Source organism: Rothia uropygioeca (genome assembly GCF_004136585.1).
GTDB lineage: Bacteria > Actinomycetota > Actinomycetes > Actinomycetales > Micrococcaceae > Rothia.
In genome coordinates this window covers 318,492-338,355 of record NZ_NOIR01000002.1, presented here as the reverse complement: position 1 = coordinate 338,355, position 19,864 = coordinate 318,492, and the positions used below count along the sequence as shown (strand labels likewise).

Sequence of the window (19,864 nt, the reverse complement as noted above, 5' to 3'; positions counted from 1 at the left end):
TCGATCAGAAGGGCGGAATCGGTCACCGAGGAGGGGGATCGCCGTCGGTGGTCTTCTAAATGTGGCACTTTCACAGTCTACGATGTGGCTCGGCCACCCCGGTGCATTGTGATCCAAGCCGCTACTCGCTTCGGGCAAGGTCTCCCTTACTAGAAGGACCGGAATAAATTAGGACATAATTTAGTTGTGTATTTCGTGAAGGAAAAAGCCCAAGCCCAGGGCGCCTCTCCGCAGGGAGGTGCCGAGACTGAGGAAAGGACCCGGGATCGGGTCCTCCAAGGAGTGCTGGCACACGGTCCAGTGTCCGCGGCAGACCTTGGTCGGAACCTCGGTCTCACACCTGCCGCGATCCGGCGTCATCTCGAAGCACTTGAAAAAGACCAACTCATCGAAATCACCATGGTTCGTAAGCAAGGGGGCGGCGCCGGGAGGCCTGCCCGCCGTTATGTCATTGCCCCGCAGGGCCATGCCCGGCTCGGCAACGACTACCTTGATATAGCGATCGATTCGTTGAAAACGATCCGCGGAGCTTTGGGGCATGAAGCCCTGGAAAACTTCGCGCACCAGCGGTTTAAGGAGATGGAACGGCGTTACCGTCCCATCGTCGATGCCGCCGGTCCGGATATCTCCGATCGTGCCAAGGCTCTCGGCGATGCCATGACCCGTGATGGATTCGTGGCCAGCACCTCAGTGATGGCCATGGGGAAAGCGGCCAAGACGGTCGAACTGCCTGAGCATCTGCTGTCCAGCATCCAGTTATGCCAGGGTCATTGCCCCGTGCGCGATCTTGCCCAAGAATTTCCCGAGTTCTGTGATGAAGAGACTCGCGTCATCGCCTCCCTTCTGGGGGTCGATGTCCGAAGACTTTCCACCATGGCCGGGGGAGCCCACGTCTGCACCACACACATCCCGTTGGCTCGCGGGACACATCAAGCCATCGCTGCCTCTCGGGGAAGCGACACTCAGTAAGGAAAGGTCTCAATGACTGAACAAGTTGAGCGCAATGCCGACGGAAATGTCATTTCCGACGTTCTGGAGAGGAACCCGGAGCTCGAAGGCATCGGAACGTACCAATACGGTTGGTACGACTCCGACGACGCCGGCCAATCTGCCAAACGCGGTCTGAACGAGGACGTCGTTCGCGACATCTCGAACAAGAAGAGCGAACCGGAATGGATGCTGAACCTCAGGCTCAAGGCCCTGAAGTTCTTTGATCGCAAGCCCATGCCGACGTGGGGTGCAGACCTCACCGGCATCGACTTCGACAACATCAAATACTTCGTCCGTTCGACGGAGCGTCAGGCTGAGTCCTGGGAGGACTTGCCGGAAGACATCCGCAACACGTACGAGAAGCTGGGCATCCCGGAGGCCGAGCGGAATCGCTTGGTTGCCGGCGTCGCGGCTCAGTATGAGTCCGAGGTCGTATACCACCAGATCCGTGAAGACCTTGAGCGCCAAGGCGTGATCTTCATGGACACGGACACCGCACTCAAGGAACACCCCGAGTTCTTCGAGGAGTACTTCGGTACGGTCATTCCCGTGGGCGACAACAAGTTCGCCGCCCTTAACACGGCCGTATGGTCGGGCGGTTCCTTCGTTTACGTTCCGCCGGGAGTCCACGTCGAGATCCCGTTGCAGGCCTATTTCCGTATCAATACGGAAAACATGGGTCAGTTCGAGCGCACCCTGATCATTGCCGATGAGGACTCATACGTTCACTACATCGAGGGTTGCACGGCTCCGATTTACAAGTCGGATTCGTTGCACTCTGCGGTTGTTGAGATCGTGTGCAAGAAGAACGCTCGCGTTCGCTACACGACCATTCAGAACTGGTCGAATAACGTCTACAACCTGGTGACCAAGCGCGCCATTGCACACGAGGGCGCGACCATGGAATGGATCGATGGCAACATCGGTTCCAAGGTCACACAGAAGTACCCGGCCGTTTACATGGTCGGAGAGCACGCCAAGGGCGAGACGCTCTCGATTGCCTTCGCGGGCGAGGGCCAGCACCAGGACACCGGTTCGAAGATGGTTCACATCGCCCCGAACACCTCCAGCTCCATCGTCTCCAAGTCGGTGGCTCGCGGCGGCGGACGTGCCGCGTACCGAGGGCTCGTCCAAGTCAGAGAGGGCGCCAAGCACTCGAAGAACAATGTGGTCTGTGACGCTCTGCTCGTCGACACGATCTCGCGATCGGATACGTATCCCTACATCGATATCCGCGAGGACGAGGTGACGTTGGGACACGAGGCGACGGTTTCTCGTGTGTCCGAGGAGCAGCTGTTCTACTTGCAGCAGCGCGGTCTGCCCGAAGACGAGGCGATGGCCATGATCGTTCGTGGCTTCGTCGAGCCGATTGCCCGCGAACTGCCGATGGAGTACGCGCTCGAGTTGAACCGTCTTATCGAACTCCAGATGGAAGGATCCGTAGGCTAAAACATGACTGATCAGATCAAACAGGAGCAGACCGAGGCTCCCGAGAATGTCGACGGCGTTCATGTCGGCGAAGCACGTCCGGCCATTCCGGGAATGGATCAGGAAGGCGAAAAGCTTTCCCCGGACCTCGCAACGGATGACACCATCCGGGCCCGGAAGTCCGCGAACGCGGGAGATACGGGATCCCAGGTCATGCATTCCCGGGCGGAGCGCCCATGGAGCTTCGACGTCGCGGATTTCTCGTTGCCCAATGGGCGCGAGGAGGAATGGCGTTTCACCCCGATCAAGAAGATTGCGCGCCTGTTCGAGGATGCGGCCAGCGAAGAGGTCGACGGAGCTCCGGCAGCGAAAGTTTCGTTCGACGGGCCGGAATCATGGCTCGCCGGGAAACTGGCTCAAGGAGAGTCTCCGCGAGACACCGTTCTGCGGCCTTCGGACCGCGCGGCGGTCGTCGGTTCCGCCAACGCTCCTGAAGCCTTGCACGTTCGCGTGCCGGACAACGAGGAGCGACGAGAACCAGTAACGGTTCGGATCGTGGGACAGTCCGCATCGGCGCGCTCGAACAACCACCTGGTTGTCGAGGCCGGGGCGAACTCGCACAGCACAGTTGTGATCGAGCACACCGGTTCGGCCGTGCACAACGGGAACGTCGAGGTCATCGTCGGCCAGGGTGCCACGCTGACCGTCATCTCGTTGCAGCGCTGGAATAACGACACTCTGCATGTCGGACAGCACGATGCCGAGGTCGGCAAGGATGCTCACTACAAGCACATCAACGTGACGTTGGGCGGTGACGTCGTTCGACTCAACTCGAATGTGCGCTTTGCCGACGAAGGGGCGAATGCGCAGCTTTTCGGCTTGTACTTCGCCGATTCGGGTCAGCACCTCGAGCATCGCTCGTTCGTGGATCACAACGCTCCACGCAATACCTCCAACGTCCTGTACAAGGGCGCGTTGCAGGGCGAGAAAGCCCATACCGTGTGGGTCGGAGACGTGCTCATCCAGAAGGCCGCAGAAGGAACGGACAGCTACGAGAAAAATCAAAACCTCGTGCTGACCGACGGTGCGCGGGCAGACTCGGTGCCCAACCTCGAAATCGAAACCGGCATCATCGAGGGTGCAGGCCACGCCTCGACGACTGGTCAGCTCGACGACGAGCACCTCTGGTACCTCATGGCTCGCGGCATTCCGGAGAAGCAGGCCCGCCGTCTGGTCGTGCGTGGCTTCCTCTACGAAATCATTCAGCAGATCCGCGTATCCGAGCTAGAGGACTCCCTGATGGATGCCCTCGAGGACGAGCTGGCGATCAGCAACAACTAATGCCGTTTGGCGACGGAAGAACTTCACAACCTTCAGAGGAGAACAATGTCCACTCTTGAGATCAAGGATCTGCACGTATCCGTCATCCTCGATGACGAAAACACCAAGCCGATTCTCAAAGGCGTCAACCTGACGATCAAGTCGGGCGAGATCCACGCGATCATGGGGCCCAACGGCTCGGGCAAGTCGACCTTGGCGTCGACGATTGCCGGGCACCCCAAGTACAAGGTCGACTCTGGCGAGATCTTGCTCGATGGCGAGGACGTCACCCAGATGTCCGTGGATGAGCGAGCGCGCGCTGGCCTGTTCCTGGCCATGCAGTACCCGGTTGAGATCCCCGGCGTGACGATGTCCAACTTCTTGCGTTCCGCGAAGACCGCAGTCTCCGGCGAGGCTCCGGCGCTGCGCACGTGGACCAAGGACGTCAAGGGCGCAATGAACCAGCTCAAGATCGATCCGGACTTCGTGTCGCGTAACGTCAACGAAGGTTTCTCCGGCGGCGAGAAGAAGCGCCATGAGATCCTTCAGCTCGAGCTGCTCCAGCCCAAGTTCGGGATCCTCGATGAGACCGACTCCGGCTTGGACATCGACGCGCTGCAGGTCGTCTCCGAGGGCGTCAACCGCGCCCACGAGGCCAACGATCTCGGTGTCGTGCTCATTACCCACTACACCCGCATTTTGCGCTACATCAAGCCCGACTTCGTCCATGTGTTCGTTGACGGTCACGTCGCCGACCAGGGCGGCCCAGAGTTGGCCGAACGACTGGAGGAAGAGGGCTACATCGGCTACCTTCAGGGAGCAAAAGCATGAGTGAAACCGCAACCGAAGCCCCGGAAGGGCAACCCACTGAGCAGGAAATCGAAGACGCTCTCGCGAACGTTATCGATCCCGAGCTTGGCGTCAATATCGTGGACCTCGGGCTGCTGTACGGAACGCGTTGGGATGACCAGGGTGGTCTGATCATGGACATGACCCTGACCACTGCGGCCTGCCCGCTTCAGGACGTCATCGAGGAGCAAGTGGCCCAGAACTTGGAGCCCTTGGTCGACGAATGGCATGTGAACTGGGTTTGGATGCCGCCGTGGGGACCCGAACGCATCACGGAAGAAGGTCGCGACCAGATGCGCGCCCTCGGATTCAATATCTAGAGAATTCCTCTCCGGCGAAGATCAGGGCCGGTGCCAGCTTGATTTCAGGCAGGCACCGGCCCTGATGCGCGTCGTGAGGACCGCGCGTCGACACCGTCTCTGGCGAGGAGGAATTTCTGTTCATTCCACAGGCTCGTGCTTGCGGAGGTGTCCCACCTCGTGCAACCCCTTGCAGGGCGGCCCGCCGGCTTCAGACTCCGATACGGCCGTAGTCCTTCTTCCACACGACCGCCGTTGACGGGCGCGCGACGGACGTCCCGCCGTCGGGCCAGTGCGACGTCGTCGACTCGACGGTGGCTTCATCGTCTTCACCCGGATGCTGCACGTTGATCAGAACACGCTTGTCCTGGATGACCGGCCCGCAGGTTTCGGCGCCTTCGGGGACCGTGAGGAATTGTTTGGTCAGCCCCCGGTTTTCTCCTTCGAGGGACACCGCGAACAAACCATCATTGGATTTGAGCGCGTTCCCATCTGTCGAGATCCACAAGTTACCGTGCGGATCGAAGGCGAGATTGTCAGGACAGGAGATGGGCGAGACGCTGGATTTGTCGAACCCTCCGAAATAGGTTTCGGCATCATTCGGGTCGCCGCACACCAGCAACAGGTTCCAAGAGAATTGCTCACCCGTGTGGTCATCGTCCACCTCCAGGACCATGCCGTTCTTGTTTTCCTTGACGGGAGCGTACTCGGCAGTGGGAGCGTCGTCCTTGCCGGGGCGATTGGCACCACGGTAGGAGTTGTTGGTCAAGGCGGCGTAGACCTTGCCTGTTTTGGAGCTGGGCTGAATGTCCTCCGGCCGATCCATCTTAGTGGCACCCGCATGGTCGGCAGCCAAGCGAGTGAAGACCAGTACTTCTTCGCCCTCCATTCCGTCCACATGCGATTCGACTTTTCCGTCGGCGGTGCAAGTCGCCAATTTGAGCCATTGGCCGTCCCCGTCGTAAGCACTGTCTTCCGGAAGCTCACCTTCTACGAAGTCCTCGGAGTTTCCGCTGAACTGCGCAGCGTACAGAGTCCCCTCGTCCAGGGCACGCATGTTTTCCTGCCGGGCATGATCCGAATTCCCGGGGACGATAAGGCGGGAGGAAACGAATTTGTAAATGTATTCGAAGCGGGAGTCATCGCCCGAATAGGCCACGATCGTTCCGTCATCGGTCACGTGAATTGTGGCTGCCTCGTGTTTGAAGCGGCCCAGGGCGGTGTGTTTGATCGGTGTCGACGTGGGGTCCCAAGGGTCGACTTCGATGATGTAGTTGAAACGGTATGGCTCATTCGGCTCTTTTCGGATGTCGAATCGATCGTCGAAATCCTCCCATCGGCGAGCCGTTTCGGGATCTTCCATGCCGTAACGCTTGTAACGTTCTTTGGCGCTCTCGTCGTCGACGTCGCCGCCGCCAGCAAAGTACTGGTCGACGTTCTCCTCTCCCGAGAGGACGGTTCGCCACGGGGTGACGCTGCCCGAGCAGTTGTTGAGAGTGCCTCGGACCCTCGTACCGGTCGGGTCCATCGAGGTCTTGAGCAAGTCCGATCCCGCCGCAGGGCCGACTAACCGGAACTCGGTCGTCCCGGTGATGCGCCGGTTGTACTTACCCATGACCGGCTCGAGCTTGCCGTCTCGGTCGTTGCCCGCCACCTCGACAATGCTCAGACCATGTGACTCCCATTCCGTTCGAACCTGCTCTTCGGTGGGGGCCTCGGCGTCATAACCGGGGAACATCTGCTGGGGAGTGGTGTACTCGTGATTGCTCACCAGCAAAAAGCGATGGTCCTGACCTTCAATCGGAATAAGCTCGGCGAAATCGCAGTTGAATCCGAATTGTTGAGCTGCGGACGCCGGGGATTGATGGTTCAGATCCCATGTGGGCGCCCCGGGGACTACCGGGTCGCCCCATCTGATCACGACGTCGCTCACATATCCTTCCGGGACCGTGATGGCGTCCTCTGTGTTGGGTGCAACCATCTCAAAACGCAAGCCTTCCGGGGTCTTCGCTCCCATCCCGGCCGAGTTCTCGGTGGAACCACCACCGGCCGCTCCTGATGCCGGCTCTTGACCGCAAGCAGCCAGAAGACCGGCGCCACCGACCGTCATCGCGGCAGCGCCGAAGCCTTTCAGCATGGACCGACGGTCGAATTTCTGGCGTACGACGTCGCGGAAATAATCGTTGTTAGAGGTATTGGACACTGGTTTGGCGCAAGCATTACCACACTTGTAAACGCAAGTACGGTGCGAGCGACCAGAGGTGAAGTCGAGAAGGGCCAGTAGTTTACGGCCTTGAGGAGCCAAATTTTCTCCTGTGTGCGATGGATCGGTTAGGCGGACGTGGCACATGCCATAGTTTGAACCTAGGCGTCTTGGATGACTCCGAACCTGCCGCGCCGTAAAGGGGGTGGCAACGCGAGGTTAACTTGTCCGGGGCGGAAGAGAGTTCCCAGTCTCACGGTGACCAAGTGGCTGCACAGACACCGCTGTCCCGTAGGATGGAAAGGATGCGTGATTGAGCACCAGGCACGTCGGGAACCAACGACCCGGTCTCACGCTCCGCCGAATAGTTTGAAAGGCTCTTGCACTCCATTGATTACCGTTTCCAACCTTGAACTGCGCGCCGGCGCCCGTCTTCTCATGGACGAGGTGAATTTCCGTGTGAACAAAGGCGACAAAATTGGTCTGGTCGGGCGCAATGGTGCAGGCAAGACAACCATGACCAAGGTTTTGGCGGGCCAGGACCTGCCCGCGAGCGGGGAAGTGTCACGGAGCGGGAGCATCGGATACCTCCCTCAGGACCCCAAGGTCGAGGACATGGAGCAGACCGCCCAGGACCGAATCTTCTCGGCTCGCGGTCTCGCCGGCGTCGTCGGACGGATGCGTCAGGCGCAAGAGCAGATGGCTTCGGAAGACCCCGCCGTGCAGGCCAAGGGTATGAGGTCCTATGACCGCTTGGAAGCTGAGTTCATCTCTGGTGGAGGTTATGCTGCCGAGTCGGAAGCTGCCACCATCACGCACAACCTCAACTTGCCGGACCGGCTTTTGGCTCAGCCTCTCCGTACGCTCTCCGGTGGCCAACGACGCCGCGTCGAGCTTGCCAGGATTCTGTTCTCGGATGCTGACACGATGCTGCTGGACGAGCCGACCAACCACTTGGACGCGGATTCGGTCGAGTGGCTCCGCGAATTCCTCCGCAGCTATCAAGGCGGTCTACTGGTCATCAGCCACGACGTCGAGCTCATGGAGCTCGTGGTCAACAAGGTTCTCTACCTGGACGCCATGCGATGCGTCGTCGATGTCTACAACATGGACTGGAAGCACTACCTGCAGCAGCGTGAGCAGGATGAACACCGCCGTAAGCGTGAGCGGGCCAACGCCGAGAAAAAAGCCAACTCCTTGATGGACCAGGCCAACAAGATGCGTGCCAAGGCGACCAAAGCCGTAGCGGCACAGCAGATGATCAAGCGAGCCGAGCGCCTCATGCGTGAAGTCGAGCCCGAGCAGGCCCATGACAAGGTTGCGGCCATTCGATTCCCAGCACCGGCACCGTGCGGCAAAACCCCTCTGCGAGCGAGCGGGCTTTCGAAGTCATACGGCTCGCTGGAGATCTTCACCGACGTGGATCTGGCGATCGATCGCGGTTCGCGCGTGGTGGTGCTGGGCCTCAACGGCGCGGGCAAGACAACCCTGCTGCGTATGCTGGCCGGGGTCACCGATTCGGACTCGGGCCAGGTCGAGCCGGGGCACGGGCTGAAACTGGGATATTTTGCGCAGGAGCACGACACCCTCGACGGCGATCGATCCGTCCTGGAGAACATGCGATCCGCCGCTCCGGATCTTCAGGACACCCAGGTCAGAACCATTCTGGGTTCGTTCCTTTTCCAAGGCGACGACGTCAACAAGCCGGCCAGCGTACTGTCCGGCGGCGAAAAAACGAGGCTGGCGTTGGCTACCCTGGTCGCCTCGAGCGCGAATGTTCTCTTGCTCGACGAGCCGACGAACAACCTCGACCCAGCCAGCCGCGAGGAAATCCTCAATGCGCTCAAGAATTACGAGGGCGCGATCGTCATGGTCTCGCACGATGAAGGCGCGGTCGAGGCTCTGGACCCGGAACGGGTTCTGATGCTTCCGGACGGCATCGAAGATCATTGGAACAAGGACTATCAGGACCTGATTACGCTCGCATGATGTGAACCAGCTCAGAGAGGAGAGCGCGGAACAACCGTTCCGGGCTCTTTCTATTTCCGGAAACGCTGCTCCTCAGCAGCGTCCAGGTAGGCATCTTCCAACTCCTCGTCGGTCACGCGTTTGCGCTTCTTCTGAGGCTTGGGCCGCACAATGGCCTTCATGTGCGACGGCATGTCGTCCATCATCTCCATTTGGCGCAGGATGATGGACTCGTCGACGTCACCGATGTATCGGCCTTCTTCGTCGTAGAACGTCCCATAGTAGACGTCGAGTTCGGCGGCCAACTGGGCATCGAGGCGATCGTTCCTGACCTTTTGGCGTGCGCACCAGGCATATGCCACGTAAACCAGGATCGCGAAGGCGTACCACTGCATCGAATACGAAAGGTTGGGGCCGGCATCCTGCTCCGGCTCGCTGAGCCGACTCGGCGAAGTAGCGGGTGCTGGATCTTCCGAGGACATGATCCCGTATCCTGATTCCGCCATCGGGTAGGACAACTGTTCTCCGAATTTCTTGAGGTTGATCGAGGCGATTTGGCCTTCGGGAGCGTCCTTACCCGTGTCTGCCTCGCCTTCCTGCAACCGGGCCGTCACATCCACCTCGCCCGCGGGCGGAGGCGGGACAGCGGAAGCCGGTGATGCGTTCGAATCTCCGGCCCCGACCCAGCCACGGTCGATGAGTACCGTATGGCCGTCGGTCGTGGTGAATGGTACGAGCACCTCGAAACCTACGCTACCGTCGTGGGGCCGGTTGCGGACGAGTTTCTGGTCTTCGGGGTGGTAGGTGCCCTTCATGGAAATCGGGGTCCACTGTTTGTCAGAACTGTAGTCAGAGAAATATTTTCCCGCCTCGTCAAAGGACTCGGGCTCAGCGTTGTAGTTCTGACTGATCCGGCTGTTGCGGTAGTCGAGGGCTTCCTTGCGATCCATTTGCCAGCCCGCAAGGTAAACACAGATCAGGGAGAACAGAATGCACAGGGCAAACGCACCGATCCATTTGCCGGACAGTAGGAATTTGTACACGTAGGATCTCTCTCACGGTGGCCCATATGAGGGGCCTGGTCAGTCTTGGGCATCCTCGAATGGCACGACGTCCTTCAAGAAGCCACGAGCCTTCAGGAAATCCGCAAGCCAGTCACGGTGCTCCGGGCACGCCAGCCATACTTTACGCCTATCAGGTGTGTGAATTTTGGGGTTGTTCCATTCGACCCGGAAAGCGGCCGGGTGCGAGCAACCCTTGCGTGAGCACAGTGCTCGTTCGGGCTCTTGCGCGGTACCCAAGAGATCGTCGAGGTTCACTCATGGCTCCTTGTCGTCGAGTGCTCAAAAATGCAGACGAGTCATCTTCCCCGTGAATCGTGACCGGGGCGGTATTCTCCTTCGATGACTTCGTCCTCGTAGATCGGGGAATCCTCGCTTGCGGGACGTTCACGCGGTGGTTCGGCCGGCTCGTCCCCGGAGGGGGACTCGCGTTCCTTGGCATAGTCCCTGCCCGGGATTAGCTCCCTAGGAGTCGCGCCCGGTACGTAGGAGACGTCCTTGACTTCCGCCCTGTCGTTGCCATTGGCCAAAACCACGGCAATCCAGGGGAGTACGGCGACGCCGACCACAGCGACCCAGCGTATCCACCCGTCGAAGATCACGGCGATGATGAGGCAGACAATACGCAGGCCCATCTGAAGCGCGTACCGTTTCATCCGATGATCGATGCCCTCGCTGTGCGGGGCTTGGGCCTCCGTGATGGTGTGGAGGTCCTCCGCTTCTTCTTGAGGGACATGAGGTTGACCGCGTCGAGCCATGGTGCGTCCCTCCTCTCGAATTCTGTAGTGCGAAGACCTTTCGACTACCCATTCTTCCACCCCGGTCAAGACTTTGTTGACGCGATCCGGCAGGCGATCGCGCTTCGCATGCGACGTCCGGTAGGGCCCCTCCGCTAGGATGGCTGATTGAATACTTTAGGCGGACATTAGCTATTCAGCTGGTCAAATTCCGGAAGGACACCATGACAGCAGAGAACACTACCGGCGGCTCCGAGGAAGGCTTTCAACCTCGTACCGTCTTGGTGACGGGCGGAAACCGGGGCATCGGTCGAAGCATCGCCGAGGCCTATCGTGACCAAGGACATAACGTCTGTATCACCTATCGGTCGGGCGATGCTCCGGATGGCTTCTTCGCGGTGCAGGCCGATGTGACAGATTCCGCGTCCGTGGACCGGGCATTCAAGGAAATCGAGGCCCAATACGGTCCCGTCGAGGTCTTGGTCGCCAACGCAGGCGTCACCCGCGACACTCTCCTGCTTCGCATGAAGGAGGAAGATTTCACGGAGGTTATCGACACGAATCTTACGGGCGCGTACCGCGTCGTTCAGCGCGCTGCCAAGGGCTTTCTTCGCAAGAAATTCGGCCGCGTCGTGCTGATCTCCTCGGTGGTCGGTCTTTACGGATCTCCCGGCCAGATCAACTACTCGGCGTCCAAGGCCGGGCTGGTCGGTATTGCCCGTTCGCTCAGCCGCGAGCTTGGCTCACGGAACATCACGGCCAACGTCGTGGCGCCTGGGTTCATCGACACCGACATGACCGCGGTGCTTCCGGAAGAGACCCAAGCGAAGTACCTGGACGCGATCCCTGCTCACCGTTTCGGACAGCCCGAAGAGGTTGCGCGTGTGGTCCGTTGGATCACGAGCGACGAAGCCGCCTACATCACGGGCGCAGTGATCCCGGTCGATGGCGGCATCGGTATGGGTCACTGACAACAGGCACACCGGCCTGCCTGCGTGGCCGAGACGAACGAGAACTGGCAACGGCCTACGTTGCACTCAGACGAAAGGACAACATGGGAAAGTTGGACAACAAGTCCGCTATCGTAACGGGTTCCTCCCGCGGGGTCGGAGCGGACACCGCGAAGATCCTCGCCGGCGAGGGAGCTGGCGTCGTCGTGAATTACCGGCAGAAGGCCCCCAGAGCCAACAAAGTAGTGAAGCAGATCGAGGAAGCCGGTGGGCGCGCCGTCGCCGTCGGTGCGGACATCACGGAACATGCTGACGTGCAGAATCTTGTCGATACGGCCGTGGAATCCTTCGGTGGTCTCGATGTCCTGGTTCTCAACGCGTCGGGCGGGATGGAAACTGACCTGGGGGAGGACTACGCCCTACGCCTGAACCGGGACGCCCAGTTGGATCTTCTGCGGACAGCAGCAGAGGCCATGAAGCCAGGATCGCGGGTGGTCTACGTGACTTCCCACCAGGCCCACTTCATCAAGGACGTCGAGACAATGCCCGAATACGAAGCAGTAGCTCGCTCGAAGCGCGCCGGTGAAGACGCCCTGACGGCCGAGATTCCGGCTCTCACGGAAAAAGGCATCGAGCTGGTCGTCGTATCCGGGGACATGATCGAAGGAACCGTTACCGCGACCCTCCTCAATCGGGCGCGCCCGGGAACGCTCGAGGAACGACGCAATGAGGCGGGCAAACTGTACTCCGTCGAAGAATTCGCTCGGGAGGTTGCCAAGATGGTGACGGCCGACGTCGAAACCGGACACGTCGAACTCGTCGGTGGGGCACAGGGCTTCTTGGACTGAGCCACGATCTCACCATGCGTTGGGGCGGCCTTGTAATCGAACCGATTCCGGGGCCGCCCTTTCGCGTTCCACGTTCGAACCGACTAGAGATTCACGAAATGACGAACGGCGTCGAGCCGACGGATGTTGATCTGCGCGTCGGCATCCTGGCGCAAAGCTTCTTTCGCGTTGAACGCAACGCCGAGGCCGGCCGCGTCGAGCATCAGACGGTCATTGGCTCCGTCACCCACGGCAATCACGTTGTTGGTTTTCACTCCGCACGACTTGGCCCATTCTTTGAGCGAATGCTGTTTGACGTGCGCGTCGACGACGGTGCCAAGGCAGCTTCCCGTGAGCTGCTCGTTCTCGATCTCCAGCCGGTTCGCCCGGGCGAATTCGAGGTCCAGCTGGCGGGCAATAGGCTCCAAAACCTGGATGAACCCACCCGAGACGACGCAGACCGGGAAGTCTCGCGCGTGAAAAGCGTCGACGAGCTGTTTGGCACCCGGCGTGAGTGTCAGCGAGCGCGAGACGGCAGCCAGAACCGAGACTGGCTGACCCTTCAGCGTGGATACTCGGTGTTCCAAGGATTGAGCGAAGTCCAGTTCTCCCCTCATTGCTCGTTCGGTGACTTCGGCCACCTCGTGGCGGACACCGGCCCGGGCGGCCAACTCGTCGATGGCTTCCTGACAGAGCAGTGTGGAGTCCGCGTCAAGGATCAGCATGAGCTTTTCGGCACGTGACAGAGCAGGATCCACGACGTTGATGTCGTAGCCGGGGACTGCCTGCTGCAGGGAATCTGGCCTGAGAGTTTTGCGCAGCTCCGTGATGTCATTTTTCCACGCGACGTCGACCAGCACCGTGGTGTACATGTGACCGCCAGCCTGGGGGAGGCGCTTGCCGTCCCTGGGTATCTCCGACAGCGCGGCAGATGTCAGGGGAAGGGCGTTCTTGATGGTGGCGCCGGTGCGCTCAATGAAAGCGTACAGCGACCGGTGATCATCGGTCTGGACATGCTGTGTGGTCGCGACGACGCGGAGAGTTTTGCTCATGGTCTCCATCATATGGAGGTGCCGCCGCACATCCCAGGGCTTGCCATGACGCGCCGGTGAAAGCGTCACAGGTAGCCCGAGCCCCCTTGAGTGCCTTAAAGTCGTGACTATGAGTGCTGTTTTGGAGTTGGTCGACGTCTCGGTGGTCCGCGGAGCGGGTAACCGATTGATTGATGGAATCACATGGACCGTCAACGAAGGCGAACGTTGGGCGGTGCTCGGCCCGAATGGTGCAGGCAAGTCCACGTTGATGAGCGTTTGTGCGGCTCGACTCCACCCCACGACGGGAATGGTCGATATTCTCGACGAAATCCTGGGAGCCGTTGACGTATTCGAACTCAGGCCCCGTATCGGCTTGACCTCCGGAGCCATCGCTCAGCAGATCCCCCACGGAGAGAACGTGCGTGACGTCGTGGTGACGGCTGCGTACGGGGTCACCGGCCGCTGGCGTGAGGGATACGACCGGATGGATCATGAGAGAGCCGCGGAATTGTTGGACCAGTGGGGAGTCGCCTCATTGGCCGATCGGACTTTCGGGTCCCTTTCAGACGGGGAACGAAAGCGCGTCCTGACGGCACGCGCGCTCATGACGGACCCCGAGCTCATGATTCTCGACGAGCCCGGTGCGGGCATGGATATCGCGGGTCGGGAAGATCTCGTGTCACGTCTCACCGATTTGGCGCGTGACCCGGATGCTCCCACGACGATTCTGGTGACACACCACATAGAGGAATTGCCGGAGGGGCTCACCCACATGTTGTTGCTCAACCACGGACGTGTGGTCGCCAAAGGCCCCATCGATGAGGTTCTGACCAGCGAAAACCTATCCGCAGCGTATGAGACTCCATTGAAGCTGACCAACATCGACGGGCGGTACGCGGCCTTTTCTGCTCGCTCATGACGTTGCTCGAAATATGCATCATCCTGGTTGCTGGACTGTGGGCTGGTGCGATCAACACGATCGTCGGGTCCGGAACCTTAGTGACTTTCCCGGTGCTGGTCTCGATGGGCGTTCCGCCGGTTACGGCCACAATCTCCAACGCCATGGGGCTGATCGCCGGGAACTTCACTGGGGCATGGGGATATCGCAAAGAACTCCGCGGGCTGGGCAAGACCCTATGGAAGCTGCTGCCGTGTTCCCTCGTTGGCGGAATCATCGGTGCGTACCTTTTGCTGCACTTGCCGGAGAGCGTCTTCGAATCCATCAGCCCTGTTCTGATCGCCGTGGCGCTTCTGTTCGTCATCTTTCAACCGAAGTTGCAAGCGGCCGTCCGCAAAAGACAGGAACGATCCGGAACGGCGTCCCATGACGATGAGCACCAGCCTTTTACTCTCTACGCTCTGGTCTTCTTCGCAGGAATCTACGGCGGCTACTTCGTGGCTGCCCAAGGTGTACTCCTCCTGGGGATCCTCGGGGTATTCCTCATGGCGTCACTGCAGGGATCCAATGCGATCAAAACCGTATTGGTCGCCGCCGTCAATCTCATCGCCGGTATCTCGTACCTGCTCTTCGCGTTCGACCGCATCGATTGGTGGGTCGTCTTGCTTATCGCGATCAGCTCAATGATTGGCTCTTTCGCGGGGGCAAAGATTGGTCGTCGCCTCAAGCCCGTCGCGTTGCGGACCATCATCGTGATCCTGGGTCTCGCCGCGATCATCAAGATGGTGTTCTTCGACTGAAGACCCGCCGCCTTATCTCCAGGACGTTATGAAGAATCCTCAATACTCCGCCGAAGACCTCGCTCTACGACGAGAACGCGTCAGCGCGATCCCAAGCGTGGTTCGTGTGACGAGAGAACAGCTGTCCGCTTCGGACGGTCGGGCCGAAGACCGGGCGCTCCGGGACCTTCGATTCTACAGGGGCCTGACGGACGTGCGGATGCGCACGTCGCGGGAATCCGAATGGGGCGTGTACATCGCGGAATCATCCAAGGTGCTTCGCCGGGCGCTCGAGGCCGGCCATGCGCCGCTGTCATTCCTGACATCGGACAAGTGGGCTGTGGATCTCGAGGACGTGTTGCGCGGTCATCCTGATGTGCCGGCCTACGTGGCCGAGGACGATGTCCTCGAACAGCTGACTGGATTTCATCTTCACCGTGGCGCGCTGGCTGTCATGCGCCGGCCCGAGCCGAGACCGTTGGAAGACGTCGTCAGGAACGCACGACGTATCGCGGTCCTGGAAGACATTGTCGATCACACCAACGTGGGCGCCATTTTCCGATCGGCCGCCGCTCTGGGGGTGGACGCGGTCCTGGTCACACCACGATGTGCCGACCCGTTGTACCGGCGGTCCATTCGAGTCTCGATGGGAACAGTGTTCCAGGTGCCGTGGGCGCGGCTGGAGAATTGGCCGGAAGATATCGGTGCCTTGCATCATCACGGGTTCACCACAGCGGCACTCGCCCTGACTGAGGATTCGACTACCATAGATGAGCTCGCCGCCCGCAATCCGGAAAGACTGGCCCTGATATTGGGGACGGAAGGGGACGGATTGGCCCGGAAGACTATTGAGGAGGCCGGAGAGGCGGTCATGATCCCCATGGGACACGGAGTCGATTCTTTGAACGTTGCTGCGGCATCGGCGGTCGCGTTCTACGCGACGAAATAGATTCAGATTCTCGTGAGGATTCGCTTCCATGCGTAGGCCCTTGGAGTTCGGGACAGCCGCTCGCGTTGTGTCTGAACTGGGGTAAGCCGATACTTTCGACGTGAAGGACCAGTTGCCCGTCAGCTCCTGCGCGAATCGCGAGAATGTCACTGGGCCGTCTGAGGCACGTGAGGTTGTAGACATAGCGACAATTCGCGAATTGCAATACCGATATTGCGCCTTGTGATGACCATGCGTCGGTCCTACCGAAGAGCCCCGCAGGCCGCTAGACGCACGCCACACGAGAATCGCGCCGGCTTGCTTCCTCGTCATGACGGGGCGTGGTAGCGTAGGCGGGTCGTCGGTCTTCGACGACATGGTTCGCGTTGGCGCCCAAAGCGCCTGACGAATCTCACAATCCCAAGACCCGAGGCCTGGCAAAATCCAGTCCACAGAAGAGGCACACACTATGCAGACCGATATTCATCCGGATTACCACCCGGTTCTTTTCCGCGACCTCGCGTCCGGCAAGACCTTCCTGACCCGTTCGACCGCTACCAGCTCCAAGACCGAGACCTGGGAAGATGGCAACGAGTACCCGCTGATCGAGGTCGAGATCTCCTCCGAGTCCCACCCGTTCTACACGGGCAAGCAGCGCATCATGGACTCCGCCGGTCGCGTCGAGCGCTTCAACGCTCGCTTCAAGAACTTCGGCAAGGCCAGCAAGTAAGGCCTCATTCCACGAAGAGGTGCCGGGAATCATGCTCGATTCCCGGCACCTTTTTGTATACGCGCTGTAAAATCAAACGGAATCTGAAAGCCAGATTGCCTTCAACCCGACGGAGTCAGCCCCATGTCGCTCTCGAACGACCTCATGGACAACGACGAACAATCTCCTACGCCTCGTCGCCGCAAAAAGCACCGCAAGGGGCTAATCGCCCTGGGAATCGCCGGAACGCTATTGCTCGTCGCTGTGATCGCCGTCGGCGCATATTTTGCCAATTTGGCGCATAATTTCGACGCCGGAACACAAAAGTTCAACAACGCCATGCCTGCCGACGATGATGATCGTCCTTCCGAAACCGGCTCCTACAACGTTCTGATGCTCGGAAGCGACTCCCGAAAGGGGGAAGACGATGAGGCCAAGGTTTCCGGCGAACGTGCCGACACGATCATGCTCCTTCACGTCCCGGCAGACGGGGGACAGGCCTACGTCATATCGATCATGCGCGATACATGGGTCGATATCCCCGGACACGGTCAGGCGAAGATCAACGCGGCCCTGGACGACGGTGGCATTCCGCTCGAGGTCAAAACCATTGAAAATCTTCTCAACACCCGCATCGACAACGTTGTCGGAATCAACTTCGAAGGATTCAGGGACCTCACCAACGCATTGGGAGGCGTGACTGTCGATGTGCCGGTCGGATTCACGAATGATCATGGAGAAACCTTCGAACAGGGGCCGCAGAAGATGAATGGCGACCGTGCCCTCACGTTCGTGCGCGAGCGGTACAGCTTCACCGACGGTGACTACCAACGCGTACGGGACCAACGGGCCTATATGCGCGGAGTCCTGAAGGAAATCGGGGACCCGCAGACGTTGGCCAATCCCGCCAAGGTCAACGATCTCGTCAAGGAATTCTCGCCATATATGCAGGTCGACGACTCGATGACCGCTTCTCGAGCCGCCAAGATCGCCACGAAGATCGGGCCCAGCGGACTCCGCAACATGAAGATGATGACACTTCCGAACTCCGGAACAGGCTGGTCACCGGATGGCCAATCCATCGTCAACGTCGATCAGAACGCGACCGACAACTTGAGCAAGGCGATGGAAAACGGCACGATGGAGGACTTCGTCAAGACCGCCGACACCGACTGATCGGATGATCTCTAGCGGCTCCGCAAGCTCCGGCGACGTCTGGGGTTGCGGAGCCGCAGTTTTACGGTGCTCAGCAGGTAGCCTCCCAAGAGGCCCGCACTGCCCGCACTGCCGCCGATCAGCATTGTCCGCCAATTCTTGAAGCGGTCCGGCTGATAGGAAATAACTTTCGCGGAACCGTTGATCACCGCCGCGAGAACGGCCCCGGCGACGAGCCTATTGCCAACCACCTCCACGCGATCGATGAGCTCTTCGAGCTCATCGGCCCGAAGGTGCACGTCAAAACCACCGTTTTCGACGACGCCCATGATCTTGCGGAAAGAGCTGGGCACTTCGACGCCGAATTCGACGGCTTCGCGCGTCAGCTTGGACAGACGTTTGGCCAACGCGTCCACGGAAATCCTGCTGGTCACGAACGCGGAGGCATACGGAGACAAGACCGCGATAAAGTCAAAATCGGGGTCGATCAGTTCGCCCAGCGATTCGGCCGTCGCGATCATCCGAATCAACAACGCCGCTTCGGGCGGGAGGCTCAGCTGGTGGCGGTGCAGCATTCCCATCACGTCGGCCAGAACACGGCCGATATTCAGGTCCTCGAGGCTCTGGCCGGCGTATTGACGGATGAGACGTGAGACCTCAGGTTCGAGCTCTTGGGGCGTGACGCTACGGCCATGCGAATCCGTGAGGCGGACGATGGCTCTGCTGCAATGACGTGGGTTCTCGGTGGTGACGCCGATGAAGAGCGGCAGCATATTGTCACGGAATTCTTCGCTGAGCTCTCCGCACATGCCGAAGTCGATGAGGTTGATCGTTCCGTCCGGGCGTACGAAAAGATTCCCCGGATGCGGATCCGCGTGGAAGAGTCCGAATTCGAAGACCATGCGGCACATGGCCCCGGTTGCGTTAACCGCCAAGCGATGCCGGTCGACCCCTTGGGCCTCAAGCCGTTCGACGTCGCTGATCTTGATGCCGCCGACACGTTCCTGGGTCAGGATGCGCGAGGTCGTGGCTTCCCAGTAGATCTTGGGTATATGCAATTCGGGATCGTCGTCGAAAAAACTTGCGAATCGATCACAATGGGCAGCTTCGACCGTGTAATTGAGCTCCTCGCGTAGCGTCCGGGCGAACTGTCGGCTGAGCTCGACGACGTCGTACTGCTTGGCGATCGGTACATAACGGCTCAGCAACGCGGCGATGTCGGCGATGATGTCCAAATCCTGCTCGACATCCTCGAGGACTCCGGGCTTTCGGAATTTGACCACTACTTTTTCGCCGTGGAGGACTCCGGCGTGCACCTGTCCGATGGAACCGCTGGCCAGTGGTTCTTCGTCAAGGGAATCGAACTGGGCCAGCATCGCTTCTTCAGGCTGGCCGGCAAGCGTTTCGATCAGACGCTCAAAAGGAACCTGAGTCGAATCGTCCTGAAGTCTGGCGAGCTCATCGGTATAGGCCGGTGGCAGAAGATCCTGCCGCGTCGAAATCAACTGGCCGACTTTGATGAACGTGGGGCCAAGTTCCTCCAAGGCCATGCGAAGGTGCTCGGGCTGAGTGTGACGAGACTGAGGGTCCAGTCGGCGCACCCGTCGCAATGAGCTAGCCAGCGGCGAGCCCAGACCCTCGACGAGAAAGCCCAGGCCGTGTTTGACGAAGACCTCGCCGATCTGGAGAAATCGATCGGTCCGAGAGCGGGCCCGCTCGAGCATAGAAA

At 59.8% G+C, this 19,864-nt stretch carries 19 protein-coding genes; 13 read left to right on the top strand and 6 right to left on the bottom strand.

Annotated elements, in window-relative coordinates:
• The first annotated feature begins 186 nt into the window (after positions 1 to 186).
• The 5 genes from EWR20_RS05780 (at position 187) to EWR20_RS05760 (ending at position 4,907) form a co-directional block, all read left to right on the top strand.
• Positions 187 to 969, top strand: a complete 783-nt coding sequence (locus EWR20_RS05780; protein WP_129359687.1) for a helix-turn-helix transcriptional regulator — start codon at positions 187 to 189, stop codon at positions 967 to 969.
• A gap of 12 nt (positions 970 to 981) precedes the next feature.
• Complete coding sequence (sufB, locus tag EWR20_RS05775) at positions 982 to 2,439, top strand: Fe-S cluster assembly protein SufB (RefSeq protein WP_129359686.1); 1,458 nt, start codon at positions 982 to 984, stop codon at positions 2,437 to 2,439.
• 93 nt (positions 2,440 to 2,532) lie between these two features.
• On the top strand, positions 2,533 to 3,759 hold the full coding sequence (sufD, locus tag EWR20_RS05770; protein ID WP_129360132.1) for a Fe-S cluster assembly protein SufD: 1,227 nt from the start codon (positions 2,533 to 2,535) through the stop codon (positions 3,757 to 3,759).
• Positions 3,760 to 3,804: 45 nt separating this feature from the next.
• Positions 3,805 to 4,569 (top strand): Fe-S cluster assembly ATPase SufC, encoded by a 765-nt coding sequence (gene sufC, locus EWR20_RS05765; protein WP_129359685.1) that lies wholly within the window; start codon positions 3,805 to 3,807, stop codon positions 4,567 to 4,569.
• A complete protein-coding gene (locus EWR20_RS05760; RefSeq protein ID WP_129359684.1) occupies positions 4,566 to 4,907 on the top strand; it encodes a metal-sulfur cluster assembly factor in 342 nt (113 codons plus the stop codon). The genes sufC and EWR20_RS05760 overlap by 4 nt, the downstream gene beginning before the upstream one ends.
• A 190-nt stretch (positions 4,908 to 5,097) precedes the next feature.
• On the opposite strand, the gene EWR20_RS05755 is transcribed toward EWR20_RS05760, so the two are convergent.
• Positions 5,098 to 7,089, bottom strand: coding sequence for a PhoX family protein (locus tag EWR20_RS05755; RefSeq protein WP_238147607.1), 1,992 nt, complete (start codon positions 7,087 to 7,089; stop codon positions 5,098 to 5,100).
• Positions 7,090 to 7,479: 390 nt separating this feature from the next.
• On the opposite strand from EWR20_RS05755, the gene abc-f reads away from it, so the two are divergent.
• A complete protein-coding gene (abc-f, locus tag EWR20_RS05750; RefSeq protein ID WP_129359682.1) occupies positions 7,480 to 9,078 on the top strand; it encodes a ribosomal protection-like ABC-F family protein in 1,599 nt (532 codons plus the stop codon).
• A gap of 50 nt (positions 9,079 to 9,128) precedes the next feature.
• On the opposite strand, the gene EWR20_RS05745 is transcribed toward abc-f, so the two are convergent.
• Genes EWR20_RS05745 through EWR20_RS05735 form a run of 3 tightly spaced genes read right to left on the bottom strand, consistent with a single transcriptional unit; the run spans position 9,129 to position 10,876 of the window.
• Positions 9,129 to 10,100, bottom strand: coding sequence for an SURF1 family cytochrome oxidase biogenesis protein (locus EWR20_RS05745; RefSeq protein WP_238147606.1), 972 nt, complete (start codon positions 10,098 to 10,100; stop codon positions 9,129 to 9,131).
• 39 nt (positions 10,101 to 10,139) lie between these two features.
• Positions 10,140 to 10,376 carry a hypothetical protein gene (locus EWR20_RS05740; RefSeq protein WP_129359681.1) on the bottom strand — a complete coding sequence of 79 codons (237 nt, stop codon included), beginning with the start codon at positions 10,374 to 10,376 and terminating at the stop codon, positions 10,140 to 10,142.
• Between the two features lie 41 nt (positions 10,377 to 10,417).
• Positions 10,418 to 10,876 carry a DUF3099 domain-containing protein gene (locus tag EWR20_RS05735; RefSeq protein WP_129359680.1) on the bottom strand — a complete coding sequence of 153 codons (459 nt, stop codon included), beginning with the start codon at positions 10,874 to 10,876 and terminating at the stop codon, positions 10,418 to 10,420.
• A 203-nt stretch (positions 10,877 to 11,079) separates the two neighbouring features.
• Between EWR20_RS05735 and fabG the strand changes: the two genes are divergently transcribed.
• Both fabG and EWR20_RS05725 read left to right on the top strand, forming a co-directional pair.
• Entirely contained in the window at positions 11,080 to 11,826 is a 747-nt protein-coding gene (gene fabG, locus EWR20_RS05730; protein ID WP_129359679.1) for a beta-ketoacyl-ACP reductase, read from the top strand.
• Between the two features lie 83 nt (positions 11,827 to 11,909).
• A complete protein-coding gene (locus EWR20_RS05725) occupies positions 11,910 to 12,653 on the top strand; it encodes an SDR family oxidoreductase (protein WP_129359678.1) in 744 nt (247 codons plus the stop codon).
• Between the two features lie 83 nt (positions 12,654 to 12,736).
• Here the strand turns inward: EWR20_RS05725 and serB are convergent, their stop codons facing one another.
• Complete coding sequence (gene serB / locus EWR20_RS05720) at positions 12,737 to 13,684, bottom strand: phosphoserine phosphatase SerB (protein ID WP_165000966.1); 948 nt, start codon at positions 13,682 to 13,684, stop codon at positions 12,737 to 12,739.
• A gap of 109 nt (positions 13,685 to 13,793) precedes the next feature.
• Between serB and EWR20_RS05715 the strand changes: the two genes are divergently transcribed.
• The 5 genes from EWR20_RS05715 (at position 13,794) to EWR20_RS05695 (ending at position 18,156) form a co-directional block, all read left to right on the top strand.
• Complete coding sequence (locus EWR20_RS05715) at positions 13,794 to 14,585, top strand: ABC transporter ATP-binding protein (RefSeq protein ID WP_129359676.1); 792 nt, start codon at positions 13,794 to 13,796, stop codon at positions 14,583 to 14,585.
• Positions 14,582 to 15,364: a sulfite exporter TauE/SafE family protein gene (locus EWR20_RS05710; RefSeq protein ID WP_129359675.1), complete on the top strand. Its 783-nt coding sequence runs from the start codon at positions 14,582 to 14,584 to the stop codon at positions 15,362 to 15,364. Before EWR20_RS05715 ends, EWR20_RS05710 begins: the two co-directional genes overlap by 4 nt.
• Positions 15,365 to 15,392: 28 nt before the next feature.
• A complete protein-coding gene (locus tag EWR20_RS05705; protein WP_129359674.1) occupies positions 15,393 to 16,292 on the top strand; it encodes a TrmH family RNA methyltransferase in 900 nt (299 codons plus the stop codon).
• A gap of 448 nt (positions 16,293 to 16,740) precedes the next feature.
• Positions 16,741 to 17,001: a type B 50S ribosomal protein L31 gene (locus EWR20_RS05700; protein WP_129359673.1), complete on the top strand. Its 261-nt coding sequence runs from the start codon at positions 16,741 to 16,743 to the stop codon at positions 16,999 to 17,001.
• Between the two features lie 123 nt (positions 17,002 to 17,124).
• Positions 17,125 to 18,156 carry an LCP family protein gene (locus EWR20_RS05695; RefSeq protein WP_129359672.1) on the top strand — a complete coding sequence of 344 codons (1,032 nt, stop codon included), beginning with the start codon at positions 17,125 to 17,127 and terminating at the stop codon, positions 18,154 to 18,156.
• Between the two features lie 11 nt (positions 18,157 to 18,167).
• Here the strand turns inward: EWR20_RS05695 and EWR20_RS05690 are convergent, their stop codons facing one another.
• Positions 18,168 to 19,859 (bottom strand): ABC1 kinase family protein, encoded by a 1,692-nt coding sequence (locus EWR20_RS05690; protein ID WP_129359671.1) that lies wholly within the window; start codon positions 19,857 to 19,859, stop codon positions 18,168 to 18,170.
• Positions 19,860 to 19,864 lie beyond the last annotated feature (5 nt).